Source organism: Lentzea xerophila, from assembly GCF_051094245.1.
In the GTDB taxonomy this organism is placed as follows: domain Bacteria; phylum Actinomycetota; class Actinomycetes; order Mycobacteriales; family Pseudonocardiaceae; genus Lentzea; species Lentzea xerophila.
Genome location: NZ_CP194934.1, coordinates 6068245 through 6087902, shown reverse-complemented (window position 1 = coordinate 6087902; position 19658 = coordinate 6068245). Strand labels below are relative to the sequence as shown.

Here is a 19658-nt window from a genome sequence, read left to right as displayed (position 1 = left end):
TACCAATTGATTGGTTGAGCAGTTTCCGGCTGGGCCGACCCGTGGTGCTGTACGAAGGGGCAGTTCTGCCGGTCCTTCTGCATGGTCCTCCGGCGCCGCTGACGATTTGCTGGTCGGCATGGTCGCCCCACTTCGTCCCGGCCTCGTCGACACCGCCGCGCGCCAGGCGGGCGGGCTGCTCGTGGGCCGTGAGCGGGAGATCGCCGCCTTGACGGACGCCCTGAGTGGTGGCGCTCGGTCGTGCGTTGTGCATGGTGCGACTGGTATGGGCAAGAGCGCTTTGTTGTCCGTCGCGTCGTCCATCGCGGTGCGCAGCGGGTTGCGGCCGGTGCGCGGGCTGCGGGCGCTGACCGGAACCGACCGGCACACGGTGCTCGTGGTCGACGACGTCGAGCGGCTGTGCGCGGAGGAGGCCGAGCGGCTGGCGCGGTTTCGGGGCGCCGTGGTGGTCGCCGGGGACTGCGATCCGGACGCACTGGCGGTCGTGGACGCCGTGCGGGTGCCGGTGCGGCCGATCGACGCCGCCGCGGTCGCCGAGATGGTCCGGCGCCGGTTCGACGTCGAGGTCCCGCCGGAGGTGACGGCGTTGTGCCTGGAGTTCAGCGGCGGGGCGCCGGGGGTGCTGAGCGACGTCCTGGACGTTGTTCCCGACGTTTCCGCGGACTCGTTGCGCGCTGTGCTGCCCGGACTGCGGCTGCCGCGGCTGCTGCGGGCCGTGCGCCGGAGCTGGCAGGTGCTGGACGACGACGCGGTGGCCGTGGCGCGGGCGCTCGCCGTCCTCGGGAACGCGTCGCTGGACGTGGTGTGCGAGGTCGCCGGAATGGGGTCGTTCCGGACGCTCGCGGCGTTCGAACGCCTCGTGGACGCCCGGCTCGCGGCCGGCGAGCCGATGCGCGTGCGATCACCGGCACTGGGACACGCGATCCGGCACGAGATGGCACCGGAGTCGCGGGAACGTCTGCACCGCGCGGCCGCGGAGGTCCTGAACAGGCGATGTGACCCGGCCGCGCTCGTGGCCGAGCACGTCGTGGCGTGCGCGGAACCCGTTGGGGCGCACTGGGTCGCGCCCGTGCTGCACGGCGCGGCCCGGCTGCACCGGGCGGCGGGACGGGCGGAGCTCGCCGCGAGGTGCCTGCGCGCGGCGCTGCGCGAGCCGGTGAGCGCGGAGATCGCGGCGCGGGTCGCGGTGGGGATGGCGGACCTGCACCTGCGGTGCGGGATCGCGCCCCGGGCCGACGAGCTCGCGCGGCAGCGATCCGTCGCCGGGGAGTGGGTCGACGCGGTGGTGCTCGACTGGCAGTGCGACGAGGACGTGCTCGCCGTGGGCGGCGATCCGGTCGTCCCGGCGGACCCCGAGCAGGTGCTGCGCGATCTTCCGGAGAGCGGGCCGCGTCTGGTCCCGTCGCTCGCTCTCGCCGGGCTCGGGTTGCTGCGCAACGGTTCGGAGCACATGGTGCTGGAGCTCGCGCCACGGCTGCGGGCCCGGCTCGCCGGGGCGGAGCAGGACTGGCTGACCGCCCTGGAGATGTGGGCCCATCGGGCTGCCGGCGACCACGCCGAGGTCGGCCGGCTCATGCGCGACCTCGCCCAGGCGGCACCTGCGCGAGGGTGCGTGGCGTTGGGCGCGGCGGCGTTCGTGGCGTCCTGTGTGGATAGTGGACGTCCCGGTGATGCGCGGGAGACCTTGGTGCGACTCGGTTACACGGGCTCGTTGCCGCCGGCATGGGCCTGCACCCTGTTGCTGCACCACCGAGCTCGCATGCACCTTGCCCTCGGCGCGCCACGGGCCGCGCTCGCTGATGCCGAACGGGCGGGCGCCGCCGAGCTGGTGGAGCAGGCGCGGGCGGCGTTGGCGCGGCCACGGGTGCCGGTGCGCGGGGCGGCGTGGGACAGGCTGACGCCGCACGAGTCGCGCATCGTGTTGCTGGTGCTGGAAGGCGAGACGAACCGGGCGATCGCCGCGCGGTTCAACGTCACGCAACGAGCGGTCGAGCTGCACCTGACCCGCGTCTACCGCAAGGTCGGCATCAGCAGGCGGGTGCAGCTCTCGTCGGTCTTCGGTCCCGTTTAGAGCAGGCCGGAACGCAACGCCCACGCCACGGCGTGAACGCGGTTGCGCAGCCCGAACCGTTCCAGCAGCTGGTGCAGCGCGTACTTCACGGTCCGCTCCGAGCAGAACAGCCGCGCGGCGACCTCCGCGATCGTGGCGCCGTCGGCCAGCAGGCGCAGCAGCTGCAGGTCGCGGTCGTTGAGCACCGGTGCGCGCTCCTGCACCGCCTGCCCGCCGACGAGCAGTCTGATCAGGCGTTCGGCGTTGACGTCGGCTCGTCGCAAGGGGACCGCGAGCCCGGCCTGGGCGGCGATCGACGGTGTGAGGTCGTGCACGCGTGCCGCGATCACCACGATCCGGGACGAACCGCCGGCCCGCAGGCGTGCGGCCTGTTGCGCGCACAGCTCGTTGACGACGGCCAGCAGCACATGCGCGTCCGAACGATCCTGCACCACCCGGACCCGCGGTGAGTTCTTCAGCAGGTGTGTCACGCCGGCCGCGCTGATCAGGTCACGGGACTCCACCGCCACGCGTACCGGCTCGATGCCGGAGTCCACGGTTGCCAGGGCACTACTCATGCGCCGATCGTGCGCGTGTTCGGCGGCTGCCCACTTCGGAAAACCGAACCGATCAGAACCTGCCGGCCGTTCGCGGACGTGCGGAACTCGCCGGTGGGCCAGCGCTCGATCCTGAGCTCGTCACCGGGCAGCACGGGTGCGGTGAACCGGGCGTGCAGCTCGGTGAAGTCGAGGCCGCGCACGGTGATCCCGAGCGTGCACAGGCCGTGCAGGATCGGCCGGGGGAACCCGGCGCGGGCGGCGAACGCCGGGTCGTGGTGCATCGGGTTCACGTCGCCGGTCTCCCGGTAGCGCAGCGCCTGGTCGGCGGACGTCTGGAAGAAGCCGACGTCCGGTGTGGTGCCGGGGACGGTGAACTGGCGGCTCTCACCGCGTTCGCCGCCGAAACCGCCTTCGCCCTTGACGAAGCACGACGACCGCGTCGTCGCGTAGTCCGACTCCCACGTGCTGACGACGAGGGCGCCGGATCCCTTGTCGTAGATGTTCTCGACCGTCTTGGTGACGACCGTCGAGCCGTGCGCCGGGAGCTCGCGGTGCAGCCACAGCGACTGTTCGGCGTGCAGGACCTGCGTCATGTCGGCGCCGGTCAGCCCGAGCTGCGGGCCGCCGTGTTGCAGCAGCGGGATGGCGAACGCGGGGGAGTGGCCGCCGACCGCCGCCGCGTACACCTCGGCGTCGCCGGCCGACCAGGTGCGGACCTGTCGTTCGACGACGCCGAGGATGTCGTGCTGCAGCATCAGCCCAAGCTAACCCAATGTGCCCCGGACGTTCGCGTGGCCCTTGAGCAGGTTGCGGGCGATCGTGCGGCGCTGGATCTCGTCGGTGCCCTCGTAGATGCGCAGCAGCCGCAGTTCGCGGTACCAGCGCTCGATCGGCAGCTCGCGGGTGTAGCCCATGCCGCCGTGGATCTGCAGCACGCGGTCGACGATCTCGTTGGCCTTGATGCCGCCGTAGAGCTTCGCGATCGACTGCGCCTGCCGCGAGTCCTGCTTCTGGTCGACGAGCCACGCGGCGTGCAGCACGAGCCAGCGCAGCGCCTCGATCTCGACCGCGGAGTCGGCGATCATCCACTGGATCGCCTGGTACTCGGCGATGGGCTGGCCGAACGTGACGCGGTTCTTGGCCTGCTCGATCGCCATCTCGACCAGCCGCTCGACGCTGCCGAGCGCGCGGGCGGGCAGCAGGTAGCGGCCCTGGCCGATCCACTGCATCGCGAGGTGGAAGCCCTTGCCGACCTCACCGAGGATGTTCTCCTCCGGCACGCGGACGTTGTCGAACACCAGCGCCGCCGGACCCCACTGGCCCATGGTCGGGATGGGCTCGGACTTCCAGCCCATGTCGCGGTCGACGAGGAAGCACGTGACGCCGCCGTCGGCGCCCTTCTCCTTGTCCGTCACCGCGAACACCATCACGAAGTCGGCCTCGTTGCCCTGCGTGATGAACGTCTTCTCGCCGTTGATGACCCACTCGTCGCCGTCCTTGACGGCGGACGTGCGGATCGCCTTGGCGTCACTGCCGGCACCGGGCTCGGTGATCGCGAAGCACGACACGCGCTCGCCGGAGATGGTCGGCAGCAGGTAGCGCTGCTTCTGCTCCTCGTTGCCGTGGAACAGGATGTTGTCCGCGTAGCCGCCGAAGCGGAACGGTACGAAGCTGCGACCCAGCTCCGCCTCGATGAGCGCGGTCATCATCGCGCCGAGACCCATGCCGCCGTACTCCTGCGGCGTCAGCACACCGAAGAAACCGGCCTGCTTCGCCTTGTCCTGCAGCGCCTTCAGCTCGGCCTTCGGCAGACCAGGCTCGCCCGCGCGTTCGCGGCGCAGCACCTCGGGCTCCAGCGGGACGATCTCCTTGCGCACGAAGGTCCGCACCCAGTCGCGGATCTCCTTCTGCTCCTCGTCGAGCGTGAAGTCCATTGCTTTCCTTTCAGATGAACGCGTTCACGCCCGTGAGCGCGCGGCCGATGAGCAGTTTCTGGATCTGGCTGGTGCCCTCGTAGAGGGTCGTGACGCGGGCGTCCCGCAGGTACTTGCCGACCGGGTACTCGTCGATGTAGCCGTAGCCGCCGAAGACCTGGATGGCGTTGTTGGCGACCTTGACCGCCGCCTCGCTGGCGAAGAGCTTGGCCATGCTCGCCTCGGTGCCGAACGGTTCGCCGCGGTCCGCGAGGTCGGCCACCCGCCAGGTGAGGAGCCTGGCGGCGTCGGTCTCCACGGCCATGTCCGCGAGCAGCTCCTGGACGAGCTGGAAGCCCGCGATGGGCCTGCCGAACTGCTCGCGTTCCCCGGCGTACTTCAGCGCGGCCTCGAGAGCGCCCCGCGCGGCACCGACGCAGCCCGCCGCGACGGACATGCGGCCCTTGTCGAGCGCGCCCATCGCGAGCTTGAAGCCCTCCGTGCTGAGCAGGGCGTCCTCCGGCACCTCGACGTCCTCGAGGGTGATCTCGGCGGTGGCCTGGCCGCGCATGCCGAGCTTGCCCTTGATCTCGGTGGCGGTGAAGCCCTCCGCGGCGGTGGGGACGAGGAACGCGCTGATGCCCTTCGGGCCCGGCCCGCCGGTCCGGGCGAACACGAGCGCGACGTCCGCCCACGTGCCGTTGGTGATGAAGACCTTGCGGCCGTTGATGACCCAGCCGTTGCCCGTCCTCGTGGCCTTCGTCGCGAGGCTGCCCGCGTCGCTGCCGGTGCCGGGTTCGGTGAGCGCGAAACAGCCGATCTTCGTGCCCGCGGTGAGACCCGGCAACCAGCGTTGTTTCTGCTCCTCGGTGCCGTGCCGGGCGATCGACTTCGCGACCAGGCCGAGCGAGACGGAGATGATGCCCCTCACCGCGCTGTCGCCGCGCGCGACCTCTTCGAGCACCAGGCAGTAGGCGAGGTTGTCGCCACCCGATCCGCCGTATCGTTCGTCGATGCCGAGGCCGAGGAACCCGATCTCGCCCAGCGCCGGAACCAGGTCCCGGTCGATCGCCTCCTCACGGTCCCAGCGCGTGGCGTGCGGGACGATGCGGTCGTCGGTGAACCGCCGGGCCAGCTCCCTGAGCTGCCGGTGTTCGTCCGAAAGCGTTAGATCCACGGGCCCTCCCGATAACCGAACAGTGTTAGGTTAACCCACATGCCCCGGCCGAGCACCCCTCTGCTGAGTCCCGACCGCATCAGGTCGGTGACTCTGGCCATCATCGATCGCGATGGCCTCGACGGCCTGTCCATGCGCAAGCTCGCCGCCGAGCTGGGCGTGCAGGCGGCGTCGCTGTACGGGCACGTCCGCACCAAGGACCAGCTGCTCAACGACGTCGCGTCCTCGATACTGGCCGAGGTCGACGTCACGGGGTTCACCGTCGACTGGCGCGAGGGCCTGATCCGGTGCGCGCGCTCGTACCGTGCGGCGCTTTCCTCGCACCCGAACATCGTCCCGTTCCTCGCGTACGGCCCGGCCGGGCGTGAGGAGTCGCTTCAGCGCCTGGACCTCCTGCACGGCGCCCTGGTCGACGCCGGCTGGTCGCGGCGCGAGGCCACGATGATCGTCGCGGGCCTGATGTACATCGTCTTCGGCTCCGCCCTGAGCTCGTTCTCGAGCGGCTTCTCCGCCGACCCCGCCGACTACTCCGGCCGCTACCCGCACCTCGACCGCGCCCACCTCCTGCCCGGCGTCGCGCGCGAACTGGACCGCGACAGCTTCGAGCTGGCGCTCGCGGCGTTCGTGCGCGGCCTCTAGGGTCGTGGCGTGGCTTCCAAGGCGATCGAGGTAGAGGTCGGCGACCAGCTGGTGCGGGTGTCCAACCCGGACAAGCCGTACTTCCCGGCACGCGGCATCACCAAGGGGCAGGTGGTCGAGTACTACCGGACCGTCGCGCCCGTCCTGCTGTCCGTGCTGCGCGACCGCCCGGTGGTGCTGAAGCGCTACGTCGACGGCGTCGAGGGCGAGGCGTTCTACCAGAAGCGCGTGCCGAAGGGAGCTCCCGCGTACGTCGAGACGGTGCAGGTGCGCTTCCCGTCCGGCCGCCCCGCCGACGAGATCTGCCCGACCTCCGAGGCCGTGATCGTGTGGGCGGCGAACCTCGGCACGTTCGACTTCCACCCGTGGCCGGTGCGGCGTTCCGACGTCGACCACCCCGACGAGCTGCGCATCGACCTGGACCCGCAGCCGGGCACCGACTTCTCCGACGCCGCCCGTGTCGCCCTCGTGCTGCGCGAGGTGCTGGCCGACGCCGGCCTGACCGGCTACCCGAAGACCTCCGGCGGCCGCGGCATCCACGTCGCCGTGCGGATCCGGCCCGAGTGGGACTTCATCGACGTCCGGCACGCCGTGATCGCGCTGGCCCGTGAGGTCGAGAAGCGCGCTCCTTCCCTCGCCACATCCGCGTGGTGGAAGGAAGAACGCGGCTCCAGGGTGTTCATCGACTTCAACCAGGCCGCTCGAGACCGCACGATCGCGTCCGCCTGGTCGGTGCGCGGCACCCCTCGTGCGACCGTGTCGACACCGGTCACGTGGGATGAGCTGTCCACTGTGGACCCCGATGACTTCGACGTGCTGACCGTGCCGAAGTACCTGGAGGAGCGCGGTGATCCGCACGCCTCGCTGGACTCGGAGGCGTTCGGGATCGAGACGCTTCTGGAGTGGTACGCGGCGGATCCGCGCGGGGAGATGCCGTACCCGCCGGACTACCCGAAGATGCCGGGCGAGCCGATGCGCGTGCAGCCTTCGCGGGCGCGCAAACAGGAGTGACGGATCCCGCTCGCGGCTGAGCGAGCCGGTTACGGGCAGATCTGCCCAATTGAGGCGCGGTCGCTCATGTTCGGCGGTGCGAAGGATGAACGCGAATTGATACGTTCGCGAATTGATACGCTCGCGCCGAAAGATGTACAGATATACCCCTTCAACTGTGGAACCCAGTAGCGTGAGTGCTAGGTCCCGAATCGCCACCGCCCGGTTTCGTGGTGGCGGCACAATCAACAGTGAAGGAGCACTGCCTTGCGCAAGAACCGCATTGCGGCGATGGCCGGCGCGTTCGTCGTCGGCATGAGTCTCGTCGCCGCCCCTGCTGCCGTTGCCGCGCCCGAAGGCACTCTCGAGCGAGTGAACCGGGTGTTCGACAGGTTCGGTGGCAGGTACAACGTCATCACCTACCGCACCGGCCGCAGCCACACGACGAACCTGAACAAGCCGCAGTACTGCGAGGAGGCGGGTGGCTTCAGGACCGTCGCGTTCGTCGACGGCACGTTCGTGCGTGCCAACGAAGGCGGGTATGAGAACTGGGCGTTCCGCGGCTCGTGGGACCGGCCGAACGACCGGACCGTGCACTTCAGGGTTCGGACGAACGCGTCCGCCGGTATCCACTGCAACCTTTAGCGGGTTCCGGCCGCGTTGAGGAGTGCCGGCGTCTTCATTGAATATGGAGGCCGCCACGCCGGTGTGCTGAATGAAAGCACGGTAAGTATTTTGGGTGTCGAACTCCATTGATTCGGGTTTCGCCCCGCCTGAATGGCGAGGAACGGGAAGCCCAGGCGAACTCTCCGGGGCCGGCGGCCCGGGTCAGCTACCGTCTTGGGCGACACCCCCGCGGCGTCCCCGACCAGCACGGCATCACGATCGAATCCGCATCCTCGCCCGTTGCCCCGGCGGCCTCTTCACGAAGATCAAACCAGCGAGCTGATGATCTGCAGGCTCCTGGCCGCCAACCTCGTAGAATGAGGGGCACACGAGAGGGGGTGGCGATGTCCCAGCCCTATGTCGTCCGGTACGTCGGCGGGCCCCTCGACGGACGGGTCGACTCGCTGCCGTCCACGCCGGAGGACCCGAAGCAGACCGTGACGTACGTGCACCTGCACGGCGGTCCCAAGATCGTGCACGTCTACGACCTGTCGTACGCGGTCGAGTACGGGTGTGAGTACCGGCTGCGTGCCGAAGAGGCCTGAACCCCCACGTCGCGAGAGCGTTCCCACTTGATCTTGCGGCCCACCCCGTGCTCAGAAATGTCAGGGATGTAGGGCATGCTGGGGCACAGGTGTTCGAACGGTGGGGAGGCAGCGCGATGGCGAAGAAGAGCGGGCTGTCGGCGGAGGACGTCGACAGCCTGCGCTCGCAGTTGGCCGAAGGCACTCAGCCGATGGTGTGGTTCACGGCGGCCGCGGTGGGCATGGAGGCCGGGAGGTCGGCGAAGATCCTGACGTTCACCGATCCTGAGGAAGGCGACTTCATCCAGGTCAGGCCCACGGGCTCGAAGGACGAGATGTCCTTCTCCCCGGCCGAGTTGACGCTGGAGAAGCCGCCGCCGCGCAAGAAGCCGGTGGCCCCTCCCGCGGCGCCGCCGGAGCCACCGCGCGAGACTGAGATCTTCCACCCCTACGTCCCGGAGGCGCCGGTGAAACCCGCGGCCCCCAAGCCGAAACCCGCGGCCGCTCCGGTCGAGCCCGCGGCTCCGAAACCCGCCGCGCGCAAGCCGTCCGCGAAGGGCGCCACCCCCGAGGTCACGATCACGCTGGTGACGACGGGCGAAGGCGAGTGGGCCGTGGAGGTGCTGCAGGGCAGCCGCAAGACGGTTCGCTCGACCCCGGTACCGCCGGCCGCCGTGGCGCAGGCAGCGAAGCTGCTCACGCCCGAGGTCGCCGAGATCGTCGAGGGCGTCCTGAACGCGGCGCGTGCCCAGCAGCTCGCCAGGGTGGAGCAGTTGCGCGCCGAATTGGAGGCCGCTCAAAAGGCCCTGGACGATCTGGGCGCGTAGCGGCATCACGCGCTGCGACGCCCCGGTGGTTGTCTCCGGGCGTTCGGGTGAGAGGGCTTCCCAGGGCTGGTGCCGGGGCGGACCGTGGGGTGCGCGGAGGTCCCGCGCAGGTCCGGCTTGGAGTACGGGAGGCCCTGATGGGTACGTGTGGGTGCTGTTCCGGGTGCACGGGTCCCGGCTGCGGCTGCTGTTCGAGCTGCTGACCCTAGGTTCGGGCGGGGAGCCTTCGCGTCGTGGTCACGCGAGAGGCTCCTCGCGCCATGTCCGGCCTGGGTGAGGTCCGTCCGCGACCCCGCTGACGAACGTGTCCGCGACGCCGAAGCCCGCAAACGAACCCGCCGGTGGTGTTTGCCCGGTGGTGTTTGCTTGGTGGGTCTGCTGGGGACGCCCCCGAGCGGGCCTGCCGGCGGTGCTGTTCGGGGGATCTCCTGAGAAAGCCCGCAAACGAACCCGCCGGTGGTTCTGCGCGGCGGATCTCCTCACGACGCCCACGAACGAGCCCACCCGTGAGCCGTGCCGGTGCGGCAGCGGGAACCCGTCGTTGTCGCCGGCCAGCAGCCGCCCCCGATCAGGGCGGGCAGACCGTCCCGTTCGACGGCACCTTGGCGTCGATCAGGTAGTCGCGCACCGCCGTGGTGGCGCAGCCGGACAGTCCCAGCGCGCCGTGCCCGCTGCCCTGCCACCCGATCAGCGCCGACCCCGGCAGCCGCTGCGCCGTGTGCTCGGTGCCGGGAGCGGGCGTCGAGACGTCGTTGGCCGTGCTGAGCACGACGATCGGGGGTGCGCTCTTGAGGGCGTCGAGCTTCTCGGCCTTGGGGGGCGGGAACGGGTTGCAGTGCAGCAGCTGGCGGGCGAACAGGGCGCCGAACATCGCGTGCTTGCTCTGCCAGTCGGCGGTCAGCGCCTTCACCCGGTCCGGTGGGATGCGGGTGGAGGTGTCGTTGCAGGCGATGATCAGGCCCGCGTCGAAGCGCGGCGGGTTCTCGTCGAGGTCGTTCACCAGCGGGTCGAGCAGGGCGAACAGGCCGCCGGGGTCGCCGGCGCGGGCCTTCACGACGGCGTCGGCCAGTGCGGGCCAGCGGGAGCGGTCGGCGAGGCCGATCAGGATCGCGTTCAGGGCCGAGCCGGGGGTCAGGTCGACGAACTCGCCGCGCACGCGGCCGTCGCGCAGCTGGGTCAGGAGCGCCTGGACGTCCTCGCGCGGGTTCGCCAATGCGCAGCCGCGGGTCTTGCAGTCGGCGGCGAACGCCTCGAAGGTCGCCTCGGCCGCGACGGCGCGGGACTCGAGGACGCCGACCTGGTCAAGCGTCGGGTCCGGGGCACCGTCGAGGACGGTGCGGCCGATGCGGTTCGGGTAGCGCTGCGCGTAGGTCGTGATGACGCGTGAGCCCTCGCCGAGGCCGATGGTGTTGAGGCGGTCGGTGCCGAGGTAGTCGCGGAGGCGTTCGAGGTCGGCGGCCGCGCGCCACGAGTCGAACGCGGTCAGCCTGCCTTCGAGGTCGAGTACGCACTCCTGCGACGCCTCGCCCGCCGCGACGACGAGGTCCGACTGCTCGGTCTCGGCGGGGTCGTACTCGACGAGCTGTGCGCGCGTCGCCGGCGGCACGCACGACATGCCGTCCGAACGGCCCGTGCCGCGCCGGTCCATGCCGATGATCGTGTAGGTGCTGAGGATGTCCTTCGGCAACGCCGCGGCGAGTCGCGCCGCCTTCACCGTGCCGGGCTCGCCGCCGGGTTCGTTCACCACGACCAGCGCGCTCTTGCCGGTGCCGACGCGCATCAACGCGATGCCGAGCGTGCCGCGTCCGGGGCGCCCCGGTGGGTCGAGCACGACGGTCATGCGCGAGCACTCGTACTTCTGCTCACCCGCGGGAACGTCCGCGCCGAGGCGGTCCTTCATCTGCTCGTTGCACGGCGACCACGCCAGCGAGTCCGTTTTGTACTCCTCCAGCGGGGGCACAGGCTGCGGCCCGGCGAGCGCGCTCTGGTCGACGGGCTGGTTCTCCTCGCCCTTGACCGCGATCACCGGCCTCGTCGAGGGTCCCGCGCTGCACGCCGTCAGCACGCTCACTGCCAGTAGGGCCAAGGCAGCGCGACGCACAGATTTCCTCACTCTCGTTCACACTCCGGGAAGCTGAGCGTCGCACGGCGAAGGTGAATAGGAGGTGAGTCAGGGCACGGATTCTCAATGGACAGCGTGAGTCACGATTGGTGCATGGCTCACGCTGATCGGCTTCCCGCCGCTCGCCTCATGGGCGGCATCCCGCCGACGGCGCTCGTACTGCTCGGCATCGTCAGCGTGCAGGTCGGCTCGGCGCTCGCGAAGCAACTGTTCACGGTCGCGGGCGCGGCGGGCACGGTGACGTTGCGCCTGGTCGTGGCCGCGCTGGTGCTGGTCGTGATCTGGCGCCCGTCGCTCAGGCTCGACCGCCGCACGCTCGTGACGGTCGCCACCTACGGCGTGGTGCTCGCGGCGATGATCCTCTGCTTCTACGCGGCACTCGCCCGCATCCCGCTCGGCGCGGCGGTGACCATCGAGTTCCTCGGACCGCTCGCGGTGGCCGTCGTGGGGTCACGGCGCTGGCTCGACGGCGTGTGGGTGCTGCTCGCGGGTGCGGGCGTGGTGCTGCTCACGCGCGCGCAGGGCGGTCTGCTGTGGACGGGCGTGCTGTTCGCGCTGGCCGCGGGCGCGTGCTGGGCGGCGTACATCCTGGTGACGGCCAAGCTCGGCAGCCAGACGAGCGACGGCAAGGGCCTCGCGCTCGCGATGGTGGTGGGCGCGGTGATCGCGCTGCCGTTCGGCGTCACGTCGGCAGGCACCGCGATGCTCGACCCGGTCGTGCTCGTGGCGGCGTTCGCGGTGGCGCTGATGTCGTCGGTGATCCCGTACTCGCTGGAGCTGGAAGCGTTGCGCCGCATGCCGCCACGCGTGTTCGGGGTCCTGATGTCGATGGAACCGGCGGTCGGCGCGCTGGCCGGTCTGCTGTTGCTCGGGGAACAGCTCAAACCGGCGCAGTGGGTCGCCGTCTGCTGCGTCGTGGTCGCGTCCATCGGTGCGACGCGATCGGCGAAGCCCGACGTCTAACGGGCCCGGAGCTCGCCCTTCAGCACCGAGGCCACGTCGTAGCGGGCCGGGATCTCCAGCTGGTCGTAACGGCACGACAGCGGCTCGCGGTCCGGGCGCCACCGCGCGAACTGGCCGTTGTGCCGCAACCGTACGGGTTGCTCACCCTCGGTCTGGGTGTAGTGGATCTCCAGCACGCGTTCGGGCCGTAACGCCACGTACTCGGCCTGCTTGCCGCGCCACCGGTTGATCTCGCCCGGAATCCGCTGGCCTGGCTGGGGGTTCGCCCAGGGGTGGCCGGACGACTCGGTGATCAACGGCGCCAGCTCCGCCGCCAGCTCGCGGCGTTCGGCGGCCTTGAACGAGCCGCAGACCCCGATGTGGTGCAGCACGTCGTCCGAGTCGTAGACGCCGAGCAGCAGTGAGCCGACGGCCGTGCCGGGCTCGGTGTCCTTGTGCCAGCGCAGGCCCGCGAGCACGACGTCGGCGGTGCGGGCGTGCTTGACCTTGATCATCGAACGCTTGCCCGGCGTGTACGGGCCGTCCGCCGCCTTGCCCATCACGCCGTCCAGGCCCGCGCCCTCGAACAGCGTGAACCACTGCCGTGCCGTCTCCACCGACGTGGTCGCGGGCGTGACGTTCAGCCCCGGCAGCGCCAGCAACGCCTCGCGCCGGGCGATCGTCGGCGACTCCAGCAGCACGTCCGACCCGAGTGCCAGCAGGTCGAACGCGACGAACGTGGCCGGCGTCGACTCCGACAGCATCGTCACCCGCGACGCCGCCGGGTGGATGCGCTCGGACAGTGCGTCGAAGTCCAGCTCTTCGTTCTTGGCGACCACCAGCTCGCCGTCGACGACCACGCGCTCGGGCAGCACGTCGAGCATCGAGGCGACGACCTCGGGGAAGTAGCGGTTGAGCGGCTTGCCGCTGCGCGACTGCAGGAAGACCTCGTCGCCGGAGCGGAACACCACGCAGCGGAAGCCGTCCCACTTCGGCTCGAACAGCAGGTCGCCCGTGTCCGGTATGCCGTCCACCGCGGTGGCGAGCATCGGCTGCAGGGGTGGCGTCAGCGGTAGGTCCACGCGCACATCCTGCCTCTTCAGCTGGAATTCCGCCGCTGATACCTCAACAACAGCACGTCGTCCGCGCGCAGCACCGACTCCAGCGTCAGGTCCACGGGCGCGACCACCTGACCATGCGCGATCCGCGTCGCGTCCCCCACCGCGAGCAGCGGTGACACCGTCAGGTTCAACGCGTCGACCAGCCCCTCGGCCACCATCGACCCGAACAGCCGCGGCCCGCCCTCCAGGTTGACCCGGCGCAGCCCCCGCGCCGCGAGCTCGGCGACGGCCACCCCCAGGTCGACCTCGGTGTCACCGGCGATGATCACGTCGGCGGGCAGCGACGGCATCCGCGCCGCCGCGCACGTGATCACGATCGGCGGCACGGTGGTGTCGGTGAACAGCGGCAGGTCCGGCGTCAGCGTCCCGCGCGACGTCACCACGGCGATCGGCAACGGCTTCTCCCGTCGCGCACCCCGATAGCCCTCGATCAACACCGTCGCCGCACCCACCAGGACGACGTCGGCGAGCTCGCGGCCGAGCAGGTAGATCTTCCTGTCGGCCGGTGAGCCCAGCCCCGCGGACCGCCCGTCGACCGAGACCGCACCGTCCACGCTGGACACGAAGTTCGCGGTCACCCACGTCCGGTCCGGGGGGTAGGCGTAGAGCGACTCCAGGGCTGTGTCGGTCATCTCAACGCCCGGTGAGGGCCACAACATCTGCACGAACCCATCCCATCACGCCGATAAGCTGCGGGCATGCGCTTGTCCGACCGGGATCCCCAGATCGGTGCCGACGAACTGGTCGAGGGCCTGGTGCCGCCGCCGAGGTTCAACACCGTCAGCTTCGACACCTACATCCCCAACCCGGACGAGCCCAGCCAGGCCGCCGCGGTGGAGGCGGGCCGCCTGTTCGCCGCGCGGGTCAGCGTCCGCCGCAAGAAGTGGTCGCTGTTCTCGCGCACGGAGGAAGAGGGCAAGCTCGGCCTCTACCTCGACGGCGGCTTCGGCGTCGGCAAGACCCACCTGCTCGCCTCGCTGTGGCACGCCGTGCCGGGCCCGAAGGCGTACGGCACGTTCGTCGAGCTCACGAACCTCGTCGGCGTCCTGACCTTCCCCGAGGCCGTCAGACGCCTGAGCGGCCACAAGCTGCTCGCCATCGACGAGTTCGAGCTCGACGACCCCGGCGACACGATGCTGGTCACGCGCCTGATCAAGGAGCTGATCGCGGCCGGCGTGCACGTCGCCGCCACCTCGAACACGCTGCCCGACAAGCTCGGCGAGGGCCGGTTCGCCGCCGCCGACTTCCTGCGCGAGATCCAGTCGATGTCCTCGAAGTTCGACGTCGTGCGCGTCGACGGCCCCGACTACCGCCACCGCGGCCTGCCCGACGCCCCGCCGCCGATGTCGGACTCCGACCTGGTCACCAAGGCCGCGAACACCGGCGGCTCGACCATCGACGACTTCGACGACCTGTGCAAGGCGCTCGCCCGCATCCACCCGTCGAAGTACGGCCGGCTGCTCGACGGTGTCACCGCGGTGCACCTCAAGGACGTCAAGCAGGCCCCGGACCAGAGCGTCGGGCTGCGGCTCGTGGCGTTCGGCGACCGGCTCTACGACCGCGACATCCCGGTCGCGGTGTCGGGGCGGCCGCTGTCGGAGCTGTTCACCGATGAGATGCTGCGCGGCGGTTACCGCAAGAAGTACCTGCGAGCCGTCAGCCGGCTGGTCGCGCTCAGCCGCTGAGACGCGGCCCGGTCAGGCGATGGCGTGAAGTTCGGCCGACGCGAGTTTGACTCCGGCGGCGTTCGAGTATCCACTGGTGACGAGTGGGAATGATGACGTCCCGACGTCCTCCGGAGGCCCCCATGCTGAGTGAAGCCGAGCGCCGCTCGCTCGAGGAGATCGAGCAGCGGTTGTTGGCGGACGAACCGAGGCTGGCTCGCACCATGAACCGGCAGGTTCGGCCCTGGCTGTTCTACGCGCTCCTGCTCGTCTTCGGCGGCCTCACGGTGCTGCTGACGGTCATCGGCGCGTTCGGCCCCGCGTTCCAGTGCCTGCTGGTCACCGGGGCGGCGGTGGTGCTCCGCCGGTACCCGCTGCGCCTGTCCTGACCGGAAACTCGCTGGCGCCGGAAGCCGGACAACCCCGACCATCTCCGGCGTGGGATATCTGGAGGCGAACGGGCTCGCGTACGCCCTGCCCGACGGCAGGGAGCTCTTCCGCGACGTCTCGTTCAAGGTGAGCGGCGGGACCGTGGTCGCGCTCGTGGGCGCGAACGGCGTGGGCAAGACGACGCTGCAACGGATCCTGTCGGGCGAGCTCACGCCGAAGCAGGGCAGCGTGCACGTGCAGGGCGGGCTCGCGGTGATGCCGCAGTTCATCGGCTCGGTCCGCGACGACACGCTGGTGCGCGACCTGCTGCTCTCCGTCGCACCCGAAGCGCTGCGCAACGCCGCCGAGGAGCTCGACGCCGCCGAGCTCGCGCTGATGGACACCGACGACGAAGCCGCCCAGATGCGGTACGCGAACGCCCTCACGAACTACGGCGAGGCCGGCGGGTACGACGTCGAGGTCCTCTGGGACACCGTCACCGTCGCCGCACTCGGACTGCCCTACGACCGGGCCCGGTTCCGCGAGGTGCGCACCCTGTCCGGCGGCGAGCAGAAACGCCTGGTCCTCGAAACGCTGCTGCGCGGCCACGAGCAGGTCCTGCTGCTCGACGAGCCCGACAACTACCTCGACGTCCCCGGCAAACGCTGGCTCGAGGAGCGTCTCAAGGCCACCGACAAGGCCGTCCTCGTCGTCAGCCACGACCGCGAGCTGCTGGCCAACGCCGCCACGCACGTCGTCACGGTCGAGGCCCACTCCGCGTGGACGCACGCGGGCTCGTTCGGCACCTGGCACGCCGCCCGCGCCAAGCGCATCGAGAAGCTCGAGGAAGATCACCGCCGCTGGAACGAGGAGCACGATCGCCTCAAGGAACTGGTACGCACCCTGCAGCAGCAGGCCAAGTACTACGAGTCGATGGCGCCGAAGTACCGGGTGATGGCCGCGAGGCTGCAACGGTTCGAGGAGGCAGGCCCTCCGCCGGAGATCCCCACCGACGAGAAGGTGAACCCGAGGCTGCGGGGCGGCCGCACCGGCGTTCGCGCGATCACGTGCGAACAGCTGGAGCTGACCGGGCTGATGAAGCCGTTCTCCCAGGAGATCTTCTTCGGCGACCGGGTCGCGGTGCTGGGCTCGAACGGGTCGGGCAAGAGCCACTTCCTGCGGCTGCTCGGCGGAGACGAGGTACGGACCGCCGGGGCGTGGAAGCTCGGCGCGCGGGTCGTGCCGGGCCTGTTCGCGCAGACGCACGAGCACCCGGAGTGGCTCGGCCGCACGCTCGTGGACATCCTCTGGCACGGCGAGGGGCAGCGAGCCGGCAAGGACCGGGGCGCGGCGATGTCGGTGTTGCAGCGCTACGGCCTGCATCACGCTGGTGACCAGCGGTTCGAGAACCTCTCCGGCGGGCAGCAGGCGCGGTTCCAGATCCTGCTGCTGGAGCTGTCCGGGGCGACGTTGCTGCTGCTGGACGAGCCGACGGACAACCTCGACCTGGCTTCGGCGGAGGCGTTGCAGAACGCGCTGAACGACTTCGAGGGCACGGTCGTCGCGGTCACGCACGACAGGTGGTTCGCGAAGTCGTTCGACCGGTTCCTGCACTTCCGGGCGGACGGCAGGGTGTCCGAAGTGGACGAGCCGGTCTGGAGCTAGAGCTCCCAGGACACGAAGGCGCCGTCGTCCACCGACCCGCCCGCCTTCTTGTAGGTGGCCTGCGCCGCCGCGTCACCCGCGGCGGTGCCGGTCCACATGCCGTAGCAACCCCGTTCCGCGGCAAGGGCTCTGAGCGCTTCGACCAGGGCCGTGCCGATGCCGCGGCGCAGGAACGCGTCGTCGACGCCCAGCTCGTACAGGAACATCTCGGTGCCCTTGTCCGGGTGCGTCGTCTCCACACCGGACACGAACCCGGCCGGCTGGTCGCCGACGTAGGCGATCAGCAGGTGGTTGTGATCCTGCGCCAGGAACCGAGCGGTCGCGTCCGGCCGCGGCGGCGCGTCGAACAGGTGCGCGGCGGCGAACACGTCGTCGGGGGAGGCGGCGCGGCGGATCTTCATACCGCCAGGTTATGCACAACTGTGCTGTTCACCTTCGTGCGGTAGAACCGCTGGCGTGTCGGTCGACGCCTACTGCGAACGCCTCGGTCCCGGTCTGTGGGCCGAGCCGCTCAACGCGCTGACGAACCTCGCGTTCCTGATCGCGGCGCTCCTGCTGCTCAGGAAACAGGCCCCGCCCAGTCTGCGAGCGCTCCCGGTGCTGCTGGCGCTGGTCGGTCTCGCGAGCCTGAGCTTCCACACGCTCGCCACCGCGCTGACCGGTGCTCTGGACAGCGCGTTCATCGCCGTGTTCGTCCTGTACTACGTGGTGGTGTTCGCCCACCACTACCGGCAGGTCCGCTGGTCACGGGCCTGGATCGCGGCACCGGTCTTCGTCGTGTTCGCCGTGGCGGTGGGCCTGCTCGTCCGGGTCGGCCCCGGCATCTACCTGCCCGCGCTGCTCGCCCTGCTGGTCCTCGCCCCGCTCGCCGGCCGCGACTGGGGGTGGTTCGCCGGAGCGGCCGCCGTGTTCGCGGTCTCGCTGACGCTGCGCACGGTGGACGAACCGTTGTGCGGCAGCATCCCGAGCGGTACGCACTTCCTGTGGCACGTGCTCAACGCCGTGACGCTGTGGCTCGTGTCGGAGGCGATCATTCGACGTGCGCGGGCAGCGTCCCGTTCTTGACCAGCCTGGTCAGCTCCTCGTGGTCGGCCTCGGTCTGGTCGGCGTAGTCGAACGCGTACTTCGCGAACGCCTCGTCGAGGTCGTCACCGTCGCCGTGCTGGAAGTACCCGGCGAGCAGGCGGGGGTCCAGCGACCTGGTGTGCGCGCGAGCCAGCAGGGCGCCCGCGAAGCGGCCGTAGTCGTCGAGGTCGTCACGCTTCAACGTCGTCGCGTCGATCTCGCCCTTGCGGTTGCGGAACTGCCGCACGATGAACGGCCGGCCCTCGATCGTCGTCCAGCCGAGCAGGATGTCCGTCTCCGCCTGCACGAGCCGCGCGCCGTGCACGATCCGCTTGCCCTCGTGCCTGGCGGGCTCGACGTCCAGGAACGGCCGCAGGGCCGACGGGCGTGCCTCCTTGGCCTGCAACACCAAAGCCTCGGAACCGTTGCCGTGCAACAGGATCAGGTAGTTGCGCAGCCCGACGCTGCCTGTGCCGACGACGCGGAACGCCACGTCCGACACGCCGTAGCGCAGGATCAGGTTCGTCCGCGACTCACGCAGCGTGTCCACATAGGACGGCAGCGCGGCGATCACGGCGTCCGCGGTCTCCGGGATGACGTCGGTGAACGTCGGCGGGTTCGTGACGAACCGCCACTTCTCGCCGTCGTGCGCGGTCCACTTCGCCGCGAAGCGCGCGCTGGTGTTCTTGCGCGACTTCTCGGCGGCCTTGGAGAAGTCGTTGATCAGGTCGTCGGCCTTGACCTTCGACAGCGTGGACTCGTCGCCCAGCGCGGTCCACGAGTCCATGAACGGGATCTCCGCGAGGTGCCGGATCGTGCCCCGGTAGGCGCGCACGGCGTCCTCGGCGGCCTCACGGCAGCCCTTGTCCGACACGCCGCCGACCCGGCCCGCCAGCACCAGTGACGCCACGAGCCGCTTGAGGTCCCACTCCCACGGACCCGGCAGCGTCTCGTCGAAGTCGTTGATGTCCATGACGATCTGGCCCTCGGGCGTGCCGTAGAGGCCGAAGTTCGCCGCATGCGCGTCACCGCACAACTGGGCGTGCAACCCGGTCGAGCACCCGGCGGCGAGGTCGCCCGCCTGCAGCCCGGCGGAACCGCGGAAGAACGCGAACGGGTTGGCGAGCATCCGGCCGACCCGCAACGGGACGAGGTGCTCCAGCCGTCCGTCGTTGCTGGCGTTCATGAACTCCAGCACCGACGGGCGCTTCGAGGCGAGCGACACGGCCCGGTGCGCCTTGAAGTCCACAGAGGACGCCAGCGCGCGGCCCTGCGCGTAGACCTCTTCCGGCTCGGTCCACCTGCCCAGCGCGACAGCGGCCTGAGCCCGCACCCGTTCACCCATACGAGTCATGATGCACGCG

At 70.3% G+C, this 19658-nt stretch carries 20 protein-coding genes; 11 read left to right on the top strand and 9 right to left on the bottom strand.

Going from position 1 to position 19658, the window contains the following annotated elements; translation table 11 throughout:
• Positions 1-118: 118 nt before the first annotated feature.
• Positions 119-2071 (top strand): LuxR C-terminal-related transcriptional regulator, encoded by a 1953-nt coding sequence (locus ACRSBM_RS28695; protein WP_434447905.1) that lies wholly within the window; start codon positions 119-121, stop codon positions 2069-2071.
• On the opposite strand, the gene ACRSBM_RS28690 is transcribed toward ACRSBM_RS28695, so the two are convergent.
• From ACRSBM_RS28690 to ACRSBM_RS28675, 4 genes are read right to left on the bottom strand one after another with little or no spacing between them, the layout of a single operon-like run.
• The gene (locus ACRSBM_RS28690) at positions 2068-2628 is read right to left on the bottom strand and encodes a LuxR C-terminal-related transcriptional regulator (RefSeq protein WP_434447902.1); all 561 of its coding nucleotides are present in this window, start codon (positions 2626-2628) and stop codon (positions 2068-2070) included. The genes ACRSBM_RS28695 and ACRSBM_RS28690 overlap by 4 nt on opposite strands.
• Positions 2625-3365 carry a MaoC/PaaZ C-terminal domain-containing protein gene (locus ACRSBM_RS28685; protein ID WP_434447899.1) on the bottom strand — a complete coding sequence of 247 codons (741 nt, stop codon included), beginning with the start codon at positions 3363-3365 and terminating at the stop codon, positions 2625-2627. Before ACRSBM_RS28685 ends, ACRSBM_RS28690 begins: the two co-directional genes overlap by 4 nt.
• 9 nt (positions 3366-3374) lie before the next feature.
• Positions 3375-4544 carry an acyl-CoA dehydrogenase family protein gene (locus ACRSBM_RS28680; RefSeq protein WP_434447896.1) on the bottom strand — a complete coding sequence of 390 codons (1170 nt, stop codon included), beginning with the start codon at positions 4542-4544 and terminating at the stop codon, positions 3375-3377.
• Between the two features lie 10 nt (positions 4545-4554).
• On the bottom strand, positions 4555-5700 hold the full coding sequence (locus ACRSBM_RS28675; protein WP_434447893.1) for an acyl-CoA dehydrogenase family protein: 1146 nt from the start codon (positions 5698-5700) through the stop codon (positions 4555-4557).
• Between the two features lie 39 nt (positions 5701-5739).
• On the opposite strand from ACRSBM_RS28675, the gene ACRSBM_RS28670 reads away from it, so the two are divergent.
• The 5 genes from ACRSBM_RS28670 to ACRSBM_RS28650 all read left to right on the top strand — a co-directional run bounded on the left by ACRSBM_RS28670 (position 5740) and on the right by ACRSBM_RS28650 (position 9346).
• Complete coding sequence (locus ACRSBM_RS28670) at positions 5740-6339, top strand: TetR/AcrR family transcriptional regulator (protein ID WP_434447890.1); 600 nt, start codon at positions 5740-5742, stop codon at positions 6337-6339.
• A 9-nt stretch (positions 6340-6348) separates the two neighbouring features.
• Complete coding sequence (gene ligD / locus ACRSBM_RS28665; protein ID WP_434447887.1) at positions 6349-7350, top strand: non-homologous end-joining DNA ligase; 1002 nt, start codon at positions 6349-6351, stop codon at positions 7348-7350.
• A gap of 246 nt (positions 7351-7596) precedes the next feature.
• Positions 7597-7974, top strand: a complete 378-nt coding sequence (locus ACRSBM_RS28660; protein ID WP_434447885.1) for a hypothetical protein — start codon at positions 7597-7599, stop codon at positions 7972-7974.
• Positions 7975-8312: 338 nt separating this feature from the next.
• Complete coding sequence (locus ACRSBM_RS28655) at positions 8313-8540, top strand: hypothetical protein (RefSeq protein ID WP_434447882.1); 228 nt, start codon at positions 8313-8315, stop codon at positions 8538-8540.
• Positions 8541-8656: 116 nt separating this feature from the next.
• Complete coding sequence (locus ACRSBM_RS28650) at positions 8657-9346, top strand: DUF6319 family protein (protein WP_434447879.1); 690 nt, start codon at positions 8657-8659, stop codon at positions 9344-9346.
• A 568-nt stretch (positions 9347-9914) separates the two neighbouring features.
• Here the strand turns inward: ACRSBM_RS28650 and ACRSBM_RS28645 are convergent.
• The gene (locus ACRSBM_RS28645) at positions 9915-11417 is read right to left on the bottom strand and encodes an alpha/beta fold hydrolase (protein WP_434447877.1); all 1503 of its coding nucleotides are present in this window, start codon (positions 11415-11417) and stop codon (positions 9915-9917) included.
• Between the two features lie 144 nt (positions 11418-11561).
• Between ACRSBM_RS28645 and ACRSBM_RS28640 the strand changes: the two genes are divergently transcribed.
• Positions 11562-12431 carry an EamA family transporter gene (locus ACRSBM_RS28640; protein WP_434447875.1) on the top strand — a complete coding sequence of 290 codons (870 nt, stop codon included), beginning with the start codon at positions 11562-11564 and terminating at the stop codon, positions 12429-12431.
• Here the strand turns inward: ACRSBM_RS28640 and ACRSBM_RS28635 are convergent.
• On the bottom strand, positions 12428-13492 hold the full coding sequence (locus ACRSBM_RS28635; RefSeq protein ID WP_434447873.1) for an ATP-dependent DNA ligase: 1065 nt from the start codon (positions 13490-13492) through the stop codon (positions 12428-12430). The two genes, ACRSBM_RS28640 and ACRSBM_RS28635, sit on opposite strands and share 4 nt — an antisense overlap.
• A 17-nt stretch (positions 13493-13509) precedes the next feature.
• Positions 13510-14163: a dihydrofolate reductase family protein gene (locus ACRSBM_RS28630; protein WP_434447871.1), complete on the bottom strand. Its 654-nt coding sequence runs from the start codon at positions 14161-14163 to the stop codon at positions 13510-13512.
• A 66-nt stretch (positions 14164-14229) separates the two neighbouring features.
• On the opposite strand from ACRSBM_RS28630, the gene zapE reads away from it, so the two are divergent.
• The 3 genes from zapE (at position 14230) to ACRSBM_RS28615 (ending at position 17229) form a co-directional block, all read left to right on the top strand.
• Complete coding sequence (gene zapE, locus ACRSBM_RS28625; protein WP_434447869.1) at positions 14230-15216, top strand: cell division protein ZapE; 987 nt, start codon at positions 14230-14232, stop codon at positions 15214-15216.
• Between the two features lie 122 nt (positions 15217-15338).
• Positions 15339-15584, top strand: coding sequence for a DUF3040 domain-containing protein (locus ACRSBM_RS28620; protein WP_434447867.1), 246 nt, complete (start codon positions 15339-15341; stop codon positions 15582-15584).
• A 49-nt stretch (positions 15585-15633) separates the two neighbouring features.
• Positions 15634-17229: an ABC-F family ATP-binding cassette domain-containing protein gene (locus tag ACRSBM_RS28615; protein ID WP_434447864.1), complete on the top strand. Its 1596-nt coding sequence runs from the start codon at positions 15634-15636 to the stop codon at positions 17227-17229.
• Here ACRSBM_RS28615 and ACRSBM_RS28610 read toward each other — a convergent pair.
• On the bottom strand, positions 17226-17630 hold the full coding sequence (locus tag ACRSBM_RS28610) for a GNAT family N-acetyltransferase (RefSeq protein WP_434447863.1): 405 nt from the start codon (positions 17628-17630) through the stop codon (positions 17226-17228). The two genes, ACRSBM_RS28615 and ACRSBM_RS28610, sit on opposite strands and share 4 nt — an antisense overlap.
• Positions 17631-17685: 55 nt before the next feature.
• Between ACRSBM_RS28610 and ACRSBM_RS28605 the strand changes: the two genes are divergently transcribed.
• Positions 17686-18294, top strand: coding sequence for a hypothetical protein (locus tag ACRSBM_RS28605; protein ID WP_434447861.1), 609 nt, complete (start codon positions 17686-17688; stop codon positions 18292-18294).
• On the opposite strand, the gene ACRSBM_RS28600 is transcribed toward ACRSBM_RS28605, so the two are convergent.
• Complete coding sequence (locus tag ACRSBM_RS28600; protein ID WP_434447860.1) at positions 18260-19639, bottom strand: DUF2252 domain-containing protein; 1380 nt, start codon at positions 19637-19639, stop codon at positions 18260-18262. The genes ACRSBM_RS28605 and ACRSBM_RS28600 overlap by 35 nt on opposite strands.
• Positions 19640-19658 lie beyond the last annotated feature (19 nt).

Bases quoted from the DNA above. Each gene is read 5' to 3' on its own strand.
- ACRSBM_RS28695 (WP_434447905.1), top strand. From the start codon at position 119: ATGGTCGCCCCACTTCGTCCCGGCCTCGTCGACACCGCCGCGCGCCAG.
- ACRSBM_RS28690 (WP_434447902.1), bottom strand. From the start codon at position 2,628: ATGAGTAGTGCCCTGGCAACCGTGGACTCCGGCATCGAGCCGGTACGC.
- ACRSBM_RS28685 (WP_434447899.1), bottom strand. From the start codon at position 3,365: ATGCTGCAGCACGACATCCTCGGCGTCGTCGAACGACAGGTCCGCACC.
- ACRSBM_RS28680 (WP_434447896.1), bottom strand. From the start codon at position 4,544: ATGGACTTCACGCTCGACGAGGAGCAGAAGGAGATCCGCGACTGGGTG.
- ACRSBM_RS28670 (WP_434447890.1), top strand. From the start codon at position 5,740: ATGCCCCGGCCGAGCACCCCTCTGCTGAGTCCCGACCGCATCAGGTCG.
- ACRSBM_RS28655 (WP_434447882.1), top strand. From the start codon at position 8,313: ATGAGGGGCACACGAGAGGGGGTGGCGATGTCCCAGCCCTATGTCGTC.
- ACRSBM_RS28650 (WP_434447879.1), top strand. From the start codon at position 8,657: ATGGCGAAGAAGAGCGGGCTGTCGGCGGAGGACGTCGACAGCCTGCGC.
- ACRSBM_RS28640 (WP_434447875.1), top strand. From the start codon at position 11,562: ATGGCTCACGCTGATCGGCTTCCCGCCGCTCGCCTCATGGGCGGCATC.
- ACRSBM_RS28630 (WP_434447871.1), bottom strand. From the start codon at position 14,163: ATGACCGACACAGCCCTGGAGTCGCTCTACGCCTACCCCCCGGACCGG.
- zapE (WP_434447869.1), top strand. From the start codon at position 14,230: ATGCGCTTGTCCGACCGGGATCCCCAGATCGGTGCCGACGAACTGGTC.
- ACRSBM_RS28620 (WP_434447867.1), top strand. From the start codon at position 15,339: ATGCTGAGTGAAGCCGAGCGCCGCTCGCTCGAGGAGATCGAGCAGCGG.
- ACRSBM_RS28610 (WP_434447863.1), bottom strand. From the start codon at position 17,630: ATGAAGATCCGCCGCGCCGCCTCCCCCGACGACGTGTTCGCCGCCGCG.
- ACRSBM_RS28600 (WP_434447860.1), bottom strand. From the start codon at position 19,639: ATGGGTGAACGGGTGCGGGCTCAGGCCGCTGTCGCGCTGGGCAGGTGG.